Here is a 16,596-nt window from a genome sequence, read left to right as displayed (position 1 = left end):
CCTTTCTTAAAGCGACGAGTATTTCTTGCGCAGACGCTGACGAATCAGTTCCGCGAGGGTGTTCATGACGAAGGTGAACAACAGCAGCACCAGCGCCGAGAGGAACAGCACGCGGTAGTGGCTGCCGCCGACTTCCGACTCGGGCATTTCCACCGCGACGTTGGCGGCCAGGGTGCGCAAGCCTTCGAACAGGTTCATTTCCATGACCGGGGTGTTACCGGTGGCCATCAGCACGATCATGGTTTCACCGACCGCACGGCCCATGCCGATCATCAGCGCCGAGAAGATGCCCGGGCTGGCGGTGAGGATCACCACGCGAGTCATGGTCTGCCACGGCGTGGCGCCGAGGGCCAGGGAACCGAGGGTCAGGCCGCGAGGCACACTGAACACGGCGTCTTCGGCGATGGAGTAGATGTTCGGGATCACCGCGAAGCCCATGGCCAGGCCGACCACCAGTGCGTTGCGCTGGTCGTAGGTGATGCCCAGGTCGTGGGAGATCCACATGCGCATGTCGCCACCGAAGAACCAGGTTTCCATGTACGGGCTCATGTACAGCGAGAGCCAGCCCACGAACAGGATCACCGGAATCAGAATCGCGCTTTCCCAGCCGTCCGGCACTTTCAGGCGGATCGACTCAGGCAGGCGACTGAAGACGAAACCTGCCACGAGGATACCGATCGGCAGCAGCATCAGCAGGCTGAAGATGCCCGGCAAATGCCCTTCTACATACGGTGCGAGGAACAGGCCGGCGAAGAAACCGAGGATCACCGTCGGCATCGCCTCCATCAGCTCGATCACCGGTTTGACCTTGCGGCGCATGCCCGGGGCCATGAAGTACGCGGTGTAGATCGCGGCAGCAACAGCCAGGGGAGCGGCGAGCAACATGGCGTAGAACGCGGCTTTCAGGGTGCCGAAGGTCAACGGCGACAAGCTCAGCTTGGGTTCGAAGTCGGTGTTGGCGGCGGTCGATTGCCAGACGTATTTAGGCTCGTCGTAGTTCTCGTACCAGACCTTGCTCCACAGCGCGCTCCAGGACACTTCCGGGTGCGGGTTGTCGAGCAGCAGCGGTTGAATCTTGCCGCCCGCTTCCACGATCACCCGGTTGGCCCGTGGCGACAGACCGAAGATGCCCTGGCCGTCGACCACCTGATCCACCAGCAAAGTGCGGTGGGCGGTGCTGTGGAACACGCCGAGCTTGCCGGAGGCGTCGAGGGCGATGAAGCCTTTGCGACGTTCTTCGGCGGTGATTTCAACAATCGGCGTGGTGCCCATCTGGAAGGTGCGGATCTGCTTCAGACGCAATTCGCCATCCGGGTCGCGGGCCATGAACCACTGGGCCAGACCACCTTTGGAATCGCCGAGGATCAGCGAGATACCGCCCACCAGTTGGGTGCTGGCGGTAATCTCGGCGTCGCCGTTTTCGAGCAACTTGTAGCGACCGTTGAGGCTCTTGTCGCGCAGGCTGAATACATCGGCCTGAGCACGACCGTTAATCACGTACAGCCATTGCTGACGCGGGTCGACGAAGATGTTCTTCACCGGCTCGGTCATTTGCGGCAGATCGATGCGCTTCTGCTCGCTGGTGATTTCGCCGGTCATCATGTTTTCTTCGCTGGTCAGCGAAAGCACATTGAGTTGCGAACCGGTGGAACCGACCAGCATCAGGGTCGAATCCGTGGCGTTGAGGCTGACGTGCTCCAGGGCACCGCCCGCCTCGTTCAGTGCGATCGGGGTTTCGCCGTACGGATATTCGACGGCCGGCGAGATGGTTTTCTTGCCATCCGGGTAGCTGACTTTATAGGTGTGACGGAACACCAGCGCCTGGCCGTTGGAGAAACCCACTGCGACCAGCGGATGACCGGGCTGGTCTTCACCGATGGACGTCACGCTGGCGCCGGCCGGGACCGGCAGATCGACGCGCTTGAGTTCGGCGCCACTGTCGATGTCGAAGAACAGCGCCTGGCCTTTGTCGGAAACCCGCATGGCGACCTGGTTCTGCTCTTCCAGGGAGATCATCAGCGGCTTGCCGGCGTCTTGCATCCAGGCAGGCGTGATGGCGTCCTTGGCAGTCAGGTCGGCACCCTGAAACAGGGGCAGGACGACGTAGGCGAGGAAAAAGAAGATCAACGTGATCGCGCCGAGGACGGCGAGGCCGCCCACGAGGACGTACCAGCGGGTCAGGCGATCTTTGAGCGCGCGGATGCGGCGCTTGCGTTGCAGCTCAGGCGTATTGAAGTCAATTCGCTTGGGGGGATTTGTAGTCATGGTGGAATTGGCCAGATCATTCATGCGCACACCCTAGCGATCCTGTATGACAGAAAGATGACAATGCAGTGACGCAACAAATCCGCCGCCTGTAGGGACTGGCAGCGGACCAAAAATTTGGGGGGTGTGTAGGAGCTGCCGAGGGAACCGAGGCTGCGATCTTTTGATCTTGCAGTTGGAAGCCAGATCAAAAGATCGCAGCCTCGGTTCCCTCGACAGCTCCTACACAGGTCCGGGTTTACCCCGGACCTAGGGTTTTACTTTTTTGCGACTTCAGCGCCGCCTTCCTGCAGACCCAGGTCAGCCAGTGCTTTTGCAGCAACCTTGGCTGGCAACGGGATGTAGCCGTCTTTCACCACAACTTCCTGGCCCTGCTTGGACAGAACCAGTTTCACGAACTCGGCTTCCAGCGGGGCCAGAGGCTTGTTCGGGGCTTTGTTGACGTAAACGTAGAGGAAGCGCGACAGCGGGTATTTGCCGTTCAGGGCGTTTTCTTCGCTGTCTTCGATGAAGTCAGTGCTGCCTTTCTTGGCCAGGGCCACGGTCTTCACGCTAGCGGTCTTGTAGCCGATGCCCGAGTAACCGATGCCGTTCAGCGAGGAGCTGATCGACTGCACGACCGAAGCCGAACCTGGTTGTTCGTTGACGTTTGGCTTGTAGTCGCCTTTGCACAGGGCTTCTTCTTTGAAGTAGCCGTAGGTGCCGGATACCGAGTTACGACCGAACAGTTGAACCGGCTTGTTGGCCAGGTCGCCGGTCACACCCAGGTCGCCCCAGGTTTTCACGTCGGCCTTGGCGCCGCACAGACGAGTGGACGAGAAGATCGCGTCAACTTGCTCCATGGTCAGATGCTGGATCGGGTTGTCTTTGTGTACGAAGACAGCCAGGGCATCCACCGCAACCGGGATAGCGGTTGGCTTGTAGCCGTACTTCTGCTCGAAGGCCGCCAGTTCGGTGTCCTTCATCTTGCGGCTCATCGGGCCCAGGTTGGAGGTGCCTTCAGTCAGCGCAGGTGGTGCAGTGGCGGAGCCAGCGGCCTGAATCTGGATGTTGACGTTCGGGTATTCTTTTTTGTAGTTCTCGGCCCACAAGGTCATGAGGTTGGCCAGAGTATCGGAGCCGACGCTGGACAGGTTGCCCGACACACCAGTGGTCTTGGTGTAGCTCGGGATAGCAGGGTCAACAGCGGCAACCGCGTTGGCAGTCGCAACGCCAGCAGCGACAAAAGTCATTGCCGCCATCAAACGCTTCAGTTTCATGCCTTACTCCTAGCAGATTAGGTGTGTTAAGTCGGGGCCAAGTATCAGCAGGCCGTGTGAACACTCTATGGCTGAAATATGACAATTGGATGAAAGGCCAGCATTTGGCTTTTTGCAGGATGATTTGTATCGCCCCCATCGCGAGCAGGCTCGCTCCCACAGTGGTTCGGTGTTTACCGCAAATCCCTGTGGGAGCGAGCCTGCTCGCGATGAGGCCAGTACAGTCGATGAGGAAGGCGGCCTAGCGCCCCTTCTTCCAGAGATACGCCCCCACCAGAATCCCGACCCCGCACAGAACCGCGACGTAATACGCAGGGCCCATCGGGCTTTCCTTGAGCAACAGACTGACGATCATCGGCGTCAAGCCACCGAAAATGGCGTAAGCCACGTTGTAAGAGAACGACAGGCCGCTGAAGCGCACCACCGGCGGAAATGCCTTGACCATGACATACGGAACCGCGCCGATGGTGCCCACCAGCAGGCCAGTCAACGCGTACATCGGAAACAGCCAGTCAGGATGGTCGGCCAGGCTGTGGTAGAAGGTCCAGGAACTGGCCAGCAACGCGGCACAGCCAAACACGAACACCCGGCCCGCGCCGAAGCGATCTGCGAGGGCGCCGGAAATGATGCAACCAATGCTCAGGAACACGATTGCCACACTGTTGGACTGCAGGGCGGTGGTTGGCGAGAAGTGGTGGACCGTCTGCAACACCGTCGGGGTCATCAGAATCAACACCACGATGGCGGCGGACAGCAGCCAGGTCAGCAGCATGGAAATCAGGATCGCCCCGCGATGGTCACGCAACACGGCGCGCAGCGGCACTTCTTCAGCCAGGGCCTTGCGCAGTTGCAGTTCGGCGAACACCGGGGTCTCGTGCAACCAGCGACGCAGGTAAACCGAGAACAGACCAAACACACCGCCCAGCAGGAACGGTATCCGCCAGGCGTAATCCGACACTTCCACCGGGGTGTAAATGCTGTTGATCGCCGTGGCGACCAGCGAACCCAGCAGGATGCCGGCGGTCAGACCGCTGGTCAGGGTGCCGCAGGCGTAGCCGATATGGCGCTGCGGTACGTGTTCGGAAACGAATACCCACGCCCCCGGCACTTCACCGCCAATCGCCGCGCCCTGGATTACCCGCATCAGCAGCAACAGGATCGGCGCCCACATGCCGATCTGCGCATAAGTCGGCAGCAGGCCCATGATCAGGGTCGGCACCGCCATCATGAAAATACTCAGGGTGAACATCTTCTTGCGGCCCAGCAGGTCACCGAAGTGCGCCATGACGATGCCACCCAGCGGCCGCGCCAGGTAGCCGGCGGCGAAGATGCCAAAGGTCTGCATCAGGCGCAGCCACTCGGGCATGTCGGCCGGAAAGAACAGCTTGCCGACCACCGTGGCGAAGAACACGAAAATGATGAAGTCGTAAAACTCCAGCGCGCCGCCCAGGGCAGACAGCGATAAAGTCTTGTAGTCGCTGCGGGTCAACGGACGTGCGGATTGGCTAGGCTGCGCGATGCTCGAAGGCGCTGTGGTCATGGCAAGGCTTCTCTTATAGTCGGATCTGCAACCCCAACAACGCTGGCGGAGGCTTGGGCAGGTCCGGCACGATAGCAAATTGTTCGAAAAAGCACATAGAGGTGCGTATTTGACGGTCAAAATGAGAACCGGACGGTCGTCTCGGAGTCTACCGACCGATATACTCGCAATCTTGCGACAGTTTGAAAGGGTTGCTGTGCGAAAACGCCTGCCGGGGTTATATAGGCGATTTCGCAGAGTTTCCCTTTAGGCGCCTTACGAAAAACGTGACGAACGTAGTATGTTCGGGGCTGAATCGTTTTTCCAAGACGGCTATTCACCCGCTACACCTACGATGAGTCACGGGTCAGAGGCACCCCCGGCATGATAGAGCTCGAACAAGAAGATCCAATCCCGCAAGGCGACCTGGCCCTGCAAATTACCGCGCTACCTCGTGAAACCAACGGCTTCGGCGATATTTTCGGCGGCTGGCTGGTCGCGCAGATGGATTTGGCCGGCACCGCAATGGCCAGCAAGGTCGCTGGCGGTCGCGTGGCCACCGTTGCGATCGATCGCATGGCGTTCCTGGTGCCGGTGGCGGTGGGCGCTCAGCTCTCCTTCTACACCCAGGCGCTGGAAATCGGCCGCAGCTCGATCCAGATGATGGTCGAGGTCTGGAGCGACGATCCACTGTCCAGCGAATGGCGTAAAGTGACCGAAGCTGTATTCGTGTTCGTCGCCATCGACGGCAGCGGTCGCACCCGTTCGGTTCCGCCCAGGGCTCGTTAAGCCGGGGGAACGTCAAACACGGCGACCGTTTCGCGGTCCATTGCAGTCCTGTTCCTGATTGAGAGCTGTTCCATGACAACGCCCAACGTTGAAGCCGTGAAACTGGATGAACTGAACTGCTGGCGTATCCGCCACGGTCAGGCCGAATTGCTGGTCGCCCAGCAAGGCGCGCACATCCTCAGTTATCAACTGGCCGGCCAGCCGCCGCTGATCTGGCTCAACGACGAGGCCGTGTTCAAGACCGGCAAGAGCATCCGCGCCGGTGTGCCGGTGTGCTGGCCGTGGTTCGGCAATTTTTCGCGCAACCCGCAAAGCGTTCAGGCGATGCGCGTCAGCAACGAACCGGCGACCGCCCACGGTTTTGTACGGGCAACGGATTGGGAACTGGGCGGCATCGAAACCGAAGGTGAAAGCCTGAAAGTGGAATTCGTCCTGCCCTACCCCGAAGGCGGCTTTCCGGGCTGGCCACATCAGGTGGATTTGAAGCTGAGCATTCGTCTGGATGAGCAACTGCACATCAGCCTGACCAGCCACAACCAGGGCACTGAAAAAGTCACCATCAGCCAAGCGCTGCACAGCTATTTCGCGGTCAGCGATGTGCGCAACGTGCATGTTGAAGGGCTGGATGGCTTGAGCTACATCGAGACGCTGGACGACTGGAAAACCGTAACCCAGACCGGCGACCTGCATTTTACCGGAGAGACCGATCGCATCTATCTCAACACCCCGGCGAAGCTGAGCATTGTCGACCTGGCCTGGGAACGGCGCATCGAACTGACCAGCAGCGGGTCGCGTTCGGCGGTGATCTGGAATCCGTGGATCGAGCGCGCGGCGGCGTTCAGCGACATGGCCGACGACGGCTGGCAGCGCATGCTGTGCATCGAAACGGCGAATGTGATGGATGATGTGGTGACGTTGGCAGCGGGCGCCAGCCATACCCTCGGCGTGAGCATCGCCAGCAAACCGCTTTAAGATCAAAAGATCGCAGCCTTCGGCAGCTCCTACACCGATCTCTGTAGATACCGTCTTGACTCTCACCGAGCAAGCGCAAGTTTCGGGTCGAAGGGTTGACCCGACTTGAGCACGCCATAGACGAAGTGCAGCAGCTTGCGCATCGCGGCACAGATGATTTGCTTGGGAGCCTTGCCGTTGGCCTTCAGGCGGTCTTTGAGAGCGATGATTGCTTCGTTGTGTTTCAGCGCCACGATTCCTGGCATGTAGAGGCTGGCGCGCAGTCGTACCGAGCCGATTTTCGAGATCGGGGTGCGGCCCTTGAGCATGCCCGAGTCATGCAGCTTCGGGTTGAGTCCCGCAGCAGCCACCAGTTTGCGCGGATCGTCGTATTTGCGCAGGTCGCCCAGTTCGGCCAGTAGTCTCTCAAGTGTTTTTTCGCCGATGCCATCGATGGTCACGATCAAGTCGCGCATCTGACGCATGTCGGGGTCGTCATCGATGTGTTGCTTGATTACCTTGTGCGTCTCAGCGATCTCTTTTTCGACGTGGCGCAGTACCGACTGGATCGAGTCTTTGACGCTTTCGTCGGACACGTCCAGACGATTACGCTCCATTTGCTGCATTTCCTGAAGATCATCGAGGCGGCGAACCATCGCCTTCAGTTGGCGAAACTTCAGCGGTTCCGGGGCCCAGAGCGACAGTTTTTCATGTTTTTCTCTGGCGAAGTCAGCGATCAGCTTGGCGTCGCTTTTATCGGTTTTGACTCGACGCAGTTCGCTGTTGGCATAGGCATGGGTCGTAGCCGGGTTGACCACACAGACCCGATAACCCTTGTTGTAAACAAACTCGGCGAGCGCCAGGTGGTAGACGCTGGTGGCTTCCATCACGATCAGGGCCGAAGGCTCGGCCTGCTTGTGCAACCAAGCCTCAAGTTCCTTGAAGCCCTTGGCATCGTTAGCGAGTTTGGCCTTGGTTTTGTGTTTGCCATTAGGCAGATGAGTGGCGATATCAAAAGTATTTTTTGCGACATCGACGCCAACGAAACTGGACATGAATACCTCCAATCAGATCAATTGCGATCATCACTGCACTCTGTCCAACCTTGCAAATGCGGGCTCTCGCCGAAGACGGGCCCAAGATACCGTTCGAACTATACGAGTGAGTGTGGAGGGTTGGAGCACCATCTACATTGCAGGCATAACGCCTAAGGAGCTGCGCGTCTTCCAGATCCCTCCCTCGATGATCAGTCGAGAACTATCGCTCCTGACGGAGCGATAGTCGAGATACAAGGAGCTGCCGAAGGCTGCGATCTTTTTTTGCTGTTGAAGGGTTACAAATCCGATTCCTTCACCACCCGCACTTTCGCCGCATCCAGCGCATACGCCGCATCGGCCAGGTCGTTGTTGACCTTCTCGATCTTCAACGTGCCGGTCACCCACAACGGCGTGTAGATATCATCCAGCTTCAACCCCTTCGGATAACGCACCAGCACCAACTGGTTAGGCGGCGGTGGTGGCACGTGGATGCAGGCGCCCGGGTACGGCACGAGGAAGAACAGCGTGCTGCGACCCTTGGCGTCAGATTCCAGCGGCACCGGGTAACCACCGATGCGGATGTTCTTGTCGTTCATCGACGGCACGGTTTTGGTCGAGTACATCACCGCCGGCAAACCCTTGCTCTGCTTCATGCCACCCTTTTCAGTAAAGGTGCCATTGGCTTCGGGGGAGTTGTGGTCGATTTCGGGCATGGCCTCGAGGGCTTTCTGGTCCGACTTGGGCATCAGTTCGAGCCAGTCGGTTTCCGGCAGTTCGCCGGCGTGGGCAAGGCCCGTACCCAGTAAAAGAAGAGTCAGCAGAAGACGGCGCATGGAGGTGCTCGGTAAAGGAAGGACAGTCGCCGAGCATTCTAGCCCTCTGCGCCTGCGCAGCGCAGAGGGCTTTGTCGCTTTAAATCAGTTCTTTCTGATCAAGCCGTAGATCACCAGCAACACCACTGCGCCGACCAGCGCACCGATGAAGCCTGCGCCTTGGCCGGCCTGGTAAATGCCCAGGGCCTGACCGCCGTAAGTGGCCGCCAGCGAACCGCCGATACCGAGCAGGATGGTCATGATCCAGCCCATGCTGTCATCGCCCGGTTTCAGGAACCGAGCCAGCAGGCCGACGATCAAGCCGATAAAGATGGTTCCAATAATTCCCATGGCATTTCCCTCTGAATGATTTGGATACGCCAAAGCCTAGTCAGACTTTGGCATCCTGCCATGAGAGAACGGCGGCCCCTGAATGGTTCCGCCGCTGCCACATGAAACTATTCGGCGATGAGCGCTTCGACCTTGAGAATCTGTGCAGCCAGGGTCTCGCGGTCGGCACAACGCAGGTTGGCGTGACCGACCTTGCGGCCGACCTTGAACGCCTTGCCGTAGTGATGCAGGTGGCAATCGGCGATGGCCAGGACTTTGTCGGTCTCCGGCACTTTACCGATGAAATTGAGCATCGCGCTCTCACCGACCTTGGCCGTCGAACCCAGCGGCAGACCGGCAACGGCCCGCAGGTGGTTTTCGAACTGGCTGCACTCGGCACCTTCGGTGGTCCAGTGCCCGGAGTTATGCACGCGCGGGGCGATCTCGTTGGCCTTGAGGCCGCCATCGACTTCGAAGAACTCGAACGCCATCACGCCGACATAATTCAGCTGCTTGAGCACACGGCTGGAATAGTCTTCAGCCAAGGCTTGCAACGGGTGGTCGGTGCTGACCACGGACAGCTTGAGGATGCCGCTGTCGTGGGTGTTGTGAACCAGCGGATAGAACCTGGTTTCGCCATCGCGGGCACGCACGGCGATCAGCGAAACTTCGCCGGTGAACGGCACGAAGCCTTCCAGCAGGCAGGCAACACTGCCCAGTTCGGCGAAGGTGCCGACCACGTCTTCAGCGGTGCGCAGGACTTTCTGGCCCTTGCCGTCGTAACCCAGGGTGCGGGTTTTCAGCACGGCCGGCAGGCCGATGGAAGCCACGGCGGCGTCCAGATCGGCTTGCGACTGAATGTCGGCGAACGCCGGGGTTGGAATCCCCAGGTCCTTGAACATGCTCTTCTCGAACCAGCGATCACGAGCGATGCGCAGGGCTTCGGCGCTCGGGTAGACCGGAACGAATTGCGACAGGAACGCCACGGTTTCGGCCGGGACACTTTCGAACTCGAAGGTCACCAGATCAACTTCATCGGCGAGCTGGCGCAGGTGATCCTGATCGCCGTAATCGGCCCGCAGGTGTTCGCCCAACGCAGCCGCGCAAGCGTCCGGCGCGGGGTCCAGGAAAGCGAAGTTCATGCCCAGCGGAGTGCCCGCCAGCGCCAACATGCGACCCAACTGGCCGCCACCGATTACACCGATCTTCATCGTCAACAACCTCAGGCGATGCGTGGGTCTGGATTTTCCAGGACGCTGTCTGTCTGCTCAGCACGGAAAGTTTTCAGCACTGCGTGGAACTGCGGATGCTTGGCGCCCAGGATGCTCGCCGAGAGCAGGGCTGCGTTGATCGCGCCGGCCTTGCCGATGGCCAGTGTGGCGACCGGAATACCCGCGGGCATCTGCACGATAGAGAGCAGCGAGTCGACGCCCGAGAGCATCGACGACTGCACCGGCACACCCAGCACCGGCAGGTGGGTCTTGGCCGCACACATGCCTGGCAGGTGGGCCGCACCACCGGCACCGGCGATGATCACCTCGATGCCACGTGCCTCAGCCTCTTCGGCGTACTGGAAGAGCAGGTCCGGGGTGCGGTGGGCAGAGACCACTTTCACCTCGTAAGGGATGCCGAGCTTTTCCAGCATATCGGCGGTGTGGCTAAGGGTGGACCAATCGGACTTGGAGCCCATGATCACGCCAACCAGTGCACTCATCGTCGTGCCTCTTCTCTCTGGGCGCCCGCAGGCGCGTCAAAAAACAACAAGCCACGCAGAATGCGTGGCTTGATTGTACGAATTATGGCCAGACGAACCGGCCGAAGGCCGCGCAGTATACCTCAATGAAGCAGATAAACAGCCCCTGATACGACCATCTGTCATACGGCACAAAGTGCCGGTTTTATTGACTTCAGGGTCAGTCAAATACACCACAAAATCCCCTGTGGGAGCGAGCCTGCTCGCGCAAGCGGCGCATCAGCCGACATCAATGTTGCCTGACACACCGCTTTCGCGAGCAGGCTCGCTCCCACATTTGATCTTCCGTGGCCTCAGGAAGCGGTTGAGCCTTGGGCAGCGCCACCTTCAAGCTTGCGCCACAACAACCGCACATTCGCCTTGCGCACCAGCGCGCAGCGGTACAGACGAATCTCCAGCGGCACATGCCATTGCGGGCCGCCGCAGACCACCAATTCTCCGCGGGCCAGTTCGGCGCGCACACTGAGTTGCGGCACCCAGGCAATTCCCAATCCTTCCAGCGCCATGCTTTTAAGACTGTCGGCCATCGCGGTTTCGTAAATGGTAGTAAAGCGCAGCGCCCGTTGACGCAGCAGCATGTTCACCGAGCGCCCGAGAAACGCACCGGCGCTGTAAGCCAGCAGCGGCACACTGGCCTCGCCTTCCAGATCAAACAGTGGCTTGCCGTCGGCGTCCGCCGCACAGACCGGGAGCATTTCGGTGTGGCCGAGGTGCAGTGACGGGAAGATTTCCGGGTCCATCTGCATCGCGGCGTCCGGGTCATAGAACGCCAACATCAAGTCGCAACCGCCTTCACGCAAGGCATGCACCGCGTCGCCGACGTTGGTCGCCACCAACCGCGTGGCGATGTTCAAACCTTCGTTGCGCAGCTGCGCGATCCAACGCGGAAAGAAACCCAGCGCCAGCGAGTGAGCGGCAGCGACTTGCATCACCTCACCCTGCCCGCCTTCCAGGTGATGAAGATGACGCAGCACTTCACCGAGCTGTTCAACCACCGTTCGCGCCGTGACTAAAAACAACTGCCCCGCCGCTGTCAGCTCGACTGGCGTGCGCGAACGATTGACCAAGGTCAGCCCCAGCGCGGCTTCGAGGCTGCGGATCCGCCGACTGAACGCCGGCTGCGTCACGAAACGTCGTTCGGCAGCCTGGGAGAAGCTGCGGGTGGCGGCCAGGGCGCTGAAGTCCTCCAGCCATTTACTTTCCAGATTCATCACGCCCTCCCGGACACGCACCAATTTAGGTCGCACGCTCGCCGCACACGCGGCGTCACACGGACATTATGCCGAATATGCATAGGCCAGTGTTTAACAGCATTGGCCCAAAATTCTCTACAAGCCTAGCATTTGCAGTGTTCCGGCACAGACCGGGTCCATATCGAGATGATTTCTATCATGTCCTCCGCTGCATCATTCCGCACAGAAAAAGACCTGCTTGGCGTACTCGAAGTACCTGCTCAAGCGTATTACGGCATCCAGACCCTGCGAGCGGTGAACAACTTCCGTCTCTCCGGCGTTCCGATTTCGCATTACCCGAAGCTGGTTGTCGGCCTGGCGATGGTCAAACAAGCCGCCGCTGACGCCAACCGCGAACTGGGTCACCTGAGCGAAGCCAAGCACGCTGCCATCAGCGAAGCCTGCGCACGTTTGATCCGCGGCGATTTCCACGAAGAGTTCGTGGTGGACATGATTCAAGGCGGCGCTGGCACTTCGACCAACATGAATGCCAACGAAGTCATCGCCAACATTGCGCTGGAGGCCATGGGTCACCAGAAAGGCGAATACCAGTACCTGCACCCGAACAACGACGTGAACATGGCGCAGTCGACCAACGACGCCTACCCGACCGCGATCCGCCTGGGTCTGCTGCTGGGTCACGACGCGCTGCTGGCCAGCCTCGACAGCCTGATCCAGGCGTTCGCCGCCAAGGGTCAAGAATTCAGCCACGTTCTGAAGATGGGTCGTACCCAACTGCAAGACGCCGTGCCGATGACCCTGGGCCAGGAATTCCGCGCCTTCGCCACCACCCTGAGCGAAGACCTGGCACGCCTGAAGACTCTGGCGCCAGAGCTGCTGACCGAAGTGAACCTGGGCGGCACCGCGATCGGCACCGGCATCAACGCCGACCCGCGCTACCAGCACCTCGCCGTTCAGCGCCTGGCACTGATCAGCGGTCAACCGCTGGTTCCGGCCGCCGACCTGATCGAAGCCACCTCCGACATGGGCGCCTTCGTGCTGTTCTCCGGCATGCTCAAGCGCACCGCAGTCAAGCTGTCGAAGATCTGCAACGACTTGCGCCTGCTGTCCAGCGGCCCACGCACCGGCATCAACGAAATCAACCTGCCGGCACGTCAGCCGGGCAGCTCGATCATGCCAGGCAAGGTCAACCCGGTTATCCCGGAAGCGGTTAACCAAGTGGCGTTCCAGATCATCGGCAACGACCTGGCCCTGACCATCGCGGCCGAAGGCGGCCAGCTGCAACTGAACGTGATGGAGCCACTGATCGCGTTCAAGATCTTCGACTCGATCCGCCTGCTTCAACGCGCCATGGACATGCTGCGCGAGCACTGCATCGTCGGCATCACCGCCAACGAAGAGCGCTGCCGCGAACTGGTCGAGCACTCGATCGGCCTGGTCACCGCGCTGAACCCGTACATCGGCTATGAAAACGCCACCCGCATCGCCCGTATCGCCCTCGAAAGCGGCCGTGGCGTGCTGGAACTGGTGCGCGAAGAAGGCTTGCTCGACGACGAAATGCTCGCCGACATCCTGCGCCCGGAAAACATGATTGCTCCGCGTCTGGTGCCTCTGAAGGCTTAACCGAACGCAGGCTCTTTTAACCGAGAGCCACAACGCTCACCAGGTCGAGGGACTAGACACCTCTCACCGTTTGAGGGCTTGGGGATTTATTCCCCAGGCCCTTTTTTTTAAAAGCGAAAAGATCGCAGCCTTCGGCAGCTCCTACAGTTGAAATGCAATCCCCGGTAGGAGCTGCCGAAGGCTGCGATCTTTTGATCTTGCACCACAACCGTGCAGACGGGCGCTGCACTGATAGGTATAGTGCCGCCCCTCTTCGCGTGAGCGGTCGTCGGTAACGAGGCCCAAACCCATGCGAAACCCGAACTAATAACAAACCCGCAATATGAAAACCGGGACGAACCTTCGCCTCGCCTGTTTTGCCGCGCGCAAACCGGTGTAACGCGATGTTTCTGACCGCCCAGCATTTGCCTACACAAAAAACAGCGAGGAATAATCCATGCTCGAAGTCATTAACGACTTCCTCTCAGGGAAAGTACTGATCGTGCTCATTGTCGGGCTCGGTAGCTACTTCACGATCCGCTCGCGTTTCGTTCAATTGCGCCACTTCTTCCACATGTTCGCGGTGTTCCGCGACAGCCTCAAAAGCAGCGCCGGTCAACTCAGTTCGTTCCAGGCCCTGATGCTCAGCCTCGCCGGCCGCGTCGGTGCGGGCAACATCGCCGGTGTCGGCATCGCCGTGACTCTTGGCGGGCCAGGTGCGGTGTTCTGGATGTGGGTGACCGCGCTGGTCGGCATGTCCAGCAGCTTCTTCGAATGCTCCCTCGGCCAGCTCTACAAACGCACTGATTCCGACGGCACCTTCCGTGGCGGCCCGTCCTATTACATCCAGCACGGCCTGCAAAAACGCTGGCTGGGCATGATCATGGCGTTTCTGTTGCTGGTGACCTTCGGGTTTGCCTTCAACGGCCTGCAATCCCACGCTGTGACGCACTCGCTGAACAACGCGTTCGACTTCGACACCACCTGGACCGGTCTGGCCCTGGCGGCGTTGCTGGGTCTGGTGTTCATCGGTGGTATCAAGCGCATCGCCAAGGTCGCTGACCTGCTGGTGCCAGTGAAAACCCTGGTGTACATCGGCGTGACCCTCTACGTGATCGTGCTGCAATTCGACCACGTTCCAGGCATGTTGATGACCATCGTCAAAAGCGCCTTCGGTCTGGATCAAGCCTTCGGCGGCCTGATCGGCAGCGCTATCGTCATGGGCGTGAAGCGCGGCGTATTCGCCAACGAAGCGGGCCTGGGCAGTGCGCCGAACGTGGCGGCGGTCGCTTCCGTCGAGCACCCGGTAGCACAAGGCGTGGTTCAGGCGTTCAGCGTGTTCCTCGACACCTTCGTGATCTGCACCTGCACCGCATTGCTGATCCTGCTCTCGGGTTTCTACACCCCTGGCTTCGAAGGCGATGGCATTGCCCTGACCCAGAACTCGCTGGCCGCTGTGGTGGGCGACTGGGGCCGGATGTTCATTTCCGTGGCACTGGCGCTGTTCGTGTTCACCTCGATCCTCTACAACTACTACCTGGGCGAAAGCAACCTGCGCTTCATGATCGGTGAAAACCGCAAGGCGCTGATTGCTTACCGCGCCCTGGTACTGGTGTTGATCTTCTGGGGCGCCATTGAAAACCTCGGCACGGTGTTCGCGTTCGCCGACATCACCATGACCCTGCTCGCATTCGTGAACCTGATCGCGCTGTTCCTGCTGTTCAAGGTCGGTATGCGCATCCTGCGTGACTACGATGACCAGCGTGCAGCTGGCATCAAGACGCCCGTGTTCGATTCGAGCAAATTCGCGGACCTGGACCTGGACTTGAAAGCCTGGCCAGCCAATCCGCCAGCGTCTGTCACCAAGGCTGAAGCCGAGCCGCAAGGCGTACCCGCAGCGCAACGTTGATCGGTTAAAGTGCGCAATCCCATGTGGGAGCGAGCCTGCTCGCGAAAGCAGTGTGTCAGTCGACATCAATGTTGAATGATCAACCGCATTCGCGAGCAGGCTCGCTCCCACAGGACGTCATCGTTCTCGGAGCATCTCCATGAATTCCTCGACCTACCCTGCCGCCCAGCACGTCATGGTGCTCTACACCGGTGGCACCATCGGTATGCAAGCCAGTGCCCACGGCCTGGCCCCGGCATCCGGTTTCGAAGCGCGAATGCGCGAGTACCTGCACAGCCAGCCTGAACTCGTGGTGCCGCAGTGGCGCTTTCGCGAGATGTCACCGCTGATCGACAGCGCCAACATGACCCCGGCTTACTGGCAGCAACTGCGTGAAGCAGTGGTCGACGCTGTTGATGTGCAGGGTTGCGACAGCGTGCTGATCCTGCACGGCACCGACACCCTGGCCTACAGTGCCGCGGCCATGAGCTTTCAATTGCTCGGCCTGCATGCCCGCGTCGTTTTCACCGGCTCCATGCTCCCGGCCGGCGTGACCGACAGCGATGCCTGGGAAAACCTCAGCGGTGCGCTGGTTGCCTTGGGCCAGGGTCTGGCACCGGGGGTTCATCTGTACTTCCACGGTGAACTGCTGGACCCGACCCGTTGCGCGAAAGTGCGCAGTTTCGGGCGGCATCCGTTCAAGCGCCTGGAGCGTCAGGGTGGCGGCGTGAAGGCTACTTCGCTGCCGGCGGAACTGAATTACAACCAGAGCAGGCAACTGGCGAAAGTCGGTGTACTGCCATTGTTTCCCGGGATCGGTGCCGAGCAGCTGGATAGCCTGCTGAGCAGCGGCATTCAAGGCCTGGTGCTGGAGTGCTACGGCAGCGGGACCGGGCCGAGCGACAACCCCGAGTTTCTCGCCGCGCTTTCCCAGGCAAGAGACAACGGTGTGGTGGTGGTTGCAGTAACGCAGTGCCATGAAGGCGGCGTTGAGCTGGATGTGTACGAGGCTGGCAGCCGCTTGCGTGGTGTTGGTGTGTTGTCCGGTGGCGGCATGACCCGTGAAGCGGCGTTCGGCAAGTTGCATGCGTTGCTGGGTGCAGGCCTCGAAACCGCTGAAGTACGTCGCCTTGTAGAACTCGACCTCTGCGGCGAACTGAGCTGATACCTCAACGCGTCTGTAGGAGCTGTCGAGTGA

Annotated in this window: 14 protein-coding genes; 5 read left to right on the top strand and 9 right to left on the bottom strand. The window is 60.0% G+C overall.

Translation table 11 applies throughout. The annotated features are described in order from the left end of the window. Positions 1–6: 6 nt before the first annotated feature. The 3 genes from ACYZUD_RS24360 to ACYZUD_RS24350 all read right to left on the bottom strand — a co-directional run bounded on the left by ACYZUD_RS24360 (position 7) and on the right by ACYZUD_RS24350 (position 5,064). Positions 7–2,040, bottom strand: a complete 2,034-nt coding sequence (locus ACYZUD_RS24360; protein WP_462025105.1) for an ABC transporter permease subunit — start codon at positions 2,038–2,040, stop codon at positions 7–9. Positions 2,041–2,522: 482 nt separating this feature from the next. Beyond that, the gene (locus ACYZUD_RS24355) at positions 2,523–3,524 is read right to left on the bottom strand and encodes a phosphate ABC transporter substrate-binding protein PstS (protein WP_462020514.1); all 1,002 of its coding nucleotides are present in this window, start codon (positions 3,522–3,524) and stop codon (positions 2,523–2,525) included. A 241-nt stretch (positions 3,525–3,765) separates the two neighbouring features. Then, positions 3,766–5,064, bottom strand: coding sequence for an MFS transporter (locus ACYZUD_RS24350; protein WP_462020513.1), 1,299 nt, complete (start codon positions 5,062–5,064; stop codon positions 3,766–3,768). A 363-nt stretch (positions 5,065–5,427) separates the two neighbouring features. On the opposite strand from ACYZUD_RS24350, the gene ACYZUD_RS24345 reads away from it, so the two are divergent. Further along, the gene (locus ACYZUD_RS24345; RefSeq protein ID WP_007896491.1) at positions 5,428–5,832 is read left to right on the top strand and encodes an acyl-CoA thioesterase; all 405 of its coding nucleotides are present in this window, start codon (positions 5,428–5,430) and stop codon (positions 5,830–5,832) included. 72 nt (positions 5,833–5,904) lie between these two features. Next, positions 5,905–6,804, top strand: a complete 900-nt coding sequence (locus ACYZUD_RS24340; protein WP_462020512.1) for a D-hexose-6-phosphate mutarotase — start codon at positions 5,905–5,907, stop codon at positions 6,802–6,804. A 62-nt stretch (positions 6,805–6,866) separates the two neighbouring features. Here ACYZUD_RS24340 and ACYZUD_RS24335 read toward each other — a convergent pair whose 3' ends face one another. From ACYZUD_RS24335 to ACYZUD_RS24310, 6 genes are all read right to left on the bottom strand, one after another. After that, entirely contained in the window at positions 6,867–7,838 is a 972-nt protein-coding gene (locus ACYZUD_RS24335; protein WP_462019512.1) for an IS110 family RNA-guided transposase, read from the bottom strand. A 278-nt stretch (positions 7,839–8,116) separates the two neighbouring features. Then, positions 8,117–8,653, bottom strand: a complete 537-nt coding sequence (locus tag ACYZUD_RS24330; RefSeq protein ID WP_462020511.1) for a DUF3299 domain-containing protein — start codon at positions 8,651–8,653, stop codon at positions 8,117–8,119. Positions 8,654–8,737: 84 nt separating this feature from the next. Further along, on the bottom strand, positions 8,738–8,983 hold the full coding sequence (locus ACYZUD_RS24325) for a GlsB/YeaQ/YmgE family stress response membrane protein (protein ID WP_090177848.1): 246 nt from the start codon (positions 8,981–8,983) through the stop codon (positions 8,738–8,740). Between the two features lie 107 nt (positions 8,984–9,090). Next, a complete protein-coding gene (locus ACYZUD_RS24320) occupies positions 9,091–10,173 on the bottom strand; it encodes a 5-(carboxyamino)imidazole ribonucleotide synthase (RefSeq protein ID WP_462020510.1) in 1,083 nt (360 codons plus the stop codon). Positions 10,174–10,184: 11 nt separating this feature from the next. After that, positions 10,185–10,676 (bottom strand): 5-(carboxyamino)imidazole ribonucleotide mutase, encoded by a 492-nt coding sequence (gene purE / locus ACYZUD_RS24315; RefSeq protein ID WP_017341565.1) that lies wholly within the window; start codon positions 10,674–10,676, stop codon positions 10,185–10,187. A gap of 332 nt (positions 10,677–11,008) precedes the next feature. Continuing rightward, positions 11,009–11,926, bottom strand: coding sequence for a LysR substrate-binding domain-containing protein (locus ACYZUD_RS24310; protein ID WP_462020509.1), 918 nt, complete (start codon positions 11,924–11,926; stop codon positions 11,009–11,011). A gap of 180 nt (positions 11,927–12,106) precedes the next feature. Here ACYZUD_RS24310 and aspA point away from each other — a divergent pair, with 180 nt between their 5' ends. The 3 genes from aspA (at position 12,107) to ACYZUD_RS24295 (ending at position 16,563) form a co-directional block, all read left to right on the top strand. Beyond that, entirely contained in the window at positions 12,107–13,531 is a 1,425-nt protein-coding gene (gene aspA, locus ACYZUD_RS24305) for an aspartate ammonia-lyase (RefSeq protein WP_201184599.1), read from the top strand. Positions 13,532–13,967: 436 nt separating this feature from the next. Further along, the gene (locus ACYZUD_RS24300; RefSeq protein ID WP_462020508.1) at positions 13,968–15,419 is read left to right on the top strand and encodes an alanine/glycine:cation symporter family protein; all 1,452 of its coding nucleotides are present in this window, start codon (positions 13,968–13,970) and stop codon (positions 15,417–15,419) included. A gap of 139 nt (positions 15,420–15,558) precedes the next feature. Next, positions 15,559–16,563, top strand: coding sequence for an asparaginase (locus ACYZUD_RS24295; protein WP_462020507.1), 1,005 nt, complete (start codon positions 15,559–15,561; stop codon positions 16,561–16,563). Positions 16,564–16,596: the final 33 nt, after the last annotated feature.

Source organism: Pseudomonas sp. XS1P51 (assembly GCF_054897845.1).
The sequence above is the reverse complement of the archived record's forward strand: the minus strand, read 5'-3'. Positions and strand labels throughout refer to the sequence as shown.

Excerpts from the sequence above, each read along its gene's own strand:
- ACYZUD_RS24360 (WP_462025105.1), bottom strand. The coding sequence starts at position 2,040 with ATGCAAGACGCCGGCAAGCCGCTGATGATCTCCCTGGAAGAGCAGAAC.
- ACYZUD_RS24355 (WP_462020514.1), bottom strand. The coding sequence starts at position 3,524 with ATGAAACTGAAGCGTTTGATGGCGGCAATGACTTTTGTCGCTGCTGGC.
- ACYZUD_RS24350 (WP_462020513.1), bottom strand. The coding sequence starts at position 5,064 with ATGACCACAGCGCCTTCGAGCATCGCGCAGCCTAGCCAATCCGCACGT.
- ACYZUD_RS24345 (WP_007896491.1), top strand. The coding sequence starts at position 5,428 with ATGATAGAGCTCGAACAAGAAGATCCAATCCCGCAAGGCGACCTGGCC.
- ACYZUD_RS24340 (WP_462020512.1), top strand. The coding sequence starts at position 5,905 with ATGACAACGCCCAACGTTGAAGCCGTGAAACTGGATGAACTGAACTGC.
- ACYZUD_RS24335 (WP_462019512.1), bottom strand. The coding sequence starts at position 7,838 with ATGTCCAGTTTCGTTGGCGTCGATGTCGCAAAAAATACTTTTGATATC.
- ACYZUD_RS24330 (WP_462020511.1), bottom strand. The coding sequence starts at position 8,653 with ATGCGCCGTCTTCTGCTGACTCTTCTTTTACTGGGTACGGGCCTTGCC.
- ACYZUD_RS24325 (WP_090177848.1), bottom strand. The coding sequence starts at position 8,983 with ATGGGAATTATTGGAACCATCTTTATCGGCTTGATCGTCGGCCTGCTG.
- ACYZUD_RS24320 (WP_462020510.1), bottom strand. The coding sequence starts at position 10,173 with ATGAAGATCGGTGTAATCGGTGGCGGCCAGTTGGGTCGCATGTTGGCG.
- purE (WP_017341565.1), bottom strand. The coding sequence starts at position 10,676 with ATGAGTGCACTGGTTGGCGTGATCATGGGCTCCAAGTCCGATTGGTCC.
- ACYZUD_RS24310 (WP_462020509.1), bottom strand. The coding sequence starts at position 11,926 with ATGAATCTGGAAAGTAAATGGCTGGAGGACTTCAGCGCCCTGGCCGCC.
- aspA (WP_201184599.1), top strand. The coding sequence starts at position 12,107 with ATGTCCTCCGCTGCATCATTCCGCACAGAAAAAGACCTGCTTGGCGTA.
- ACYZUD_RS24300 (WP_462020508.1), top strand. The coding sequence starts at position 13,968 with ATGCTCGAAGTCATTAACGACTTCCTCTCAGGGAAAGTACTGATCGTG.
- ACYZUD_RS24295 (WP_462020507.1), top strand. The coding sequence starts at position 15,559 with ATGAATTCCTCGACCTACCCTGCCGCCCAGCACGTCATGGTGCTCTAC.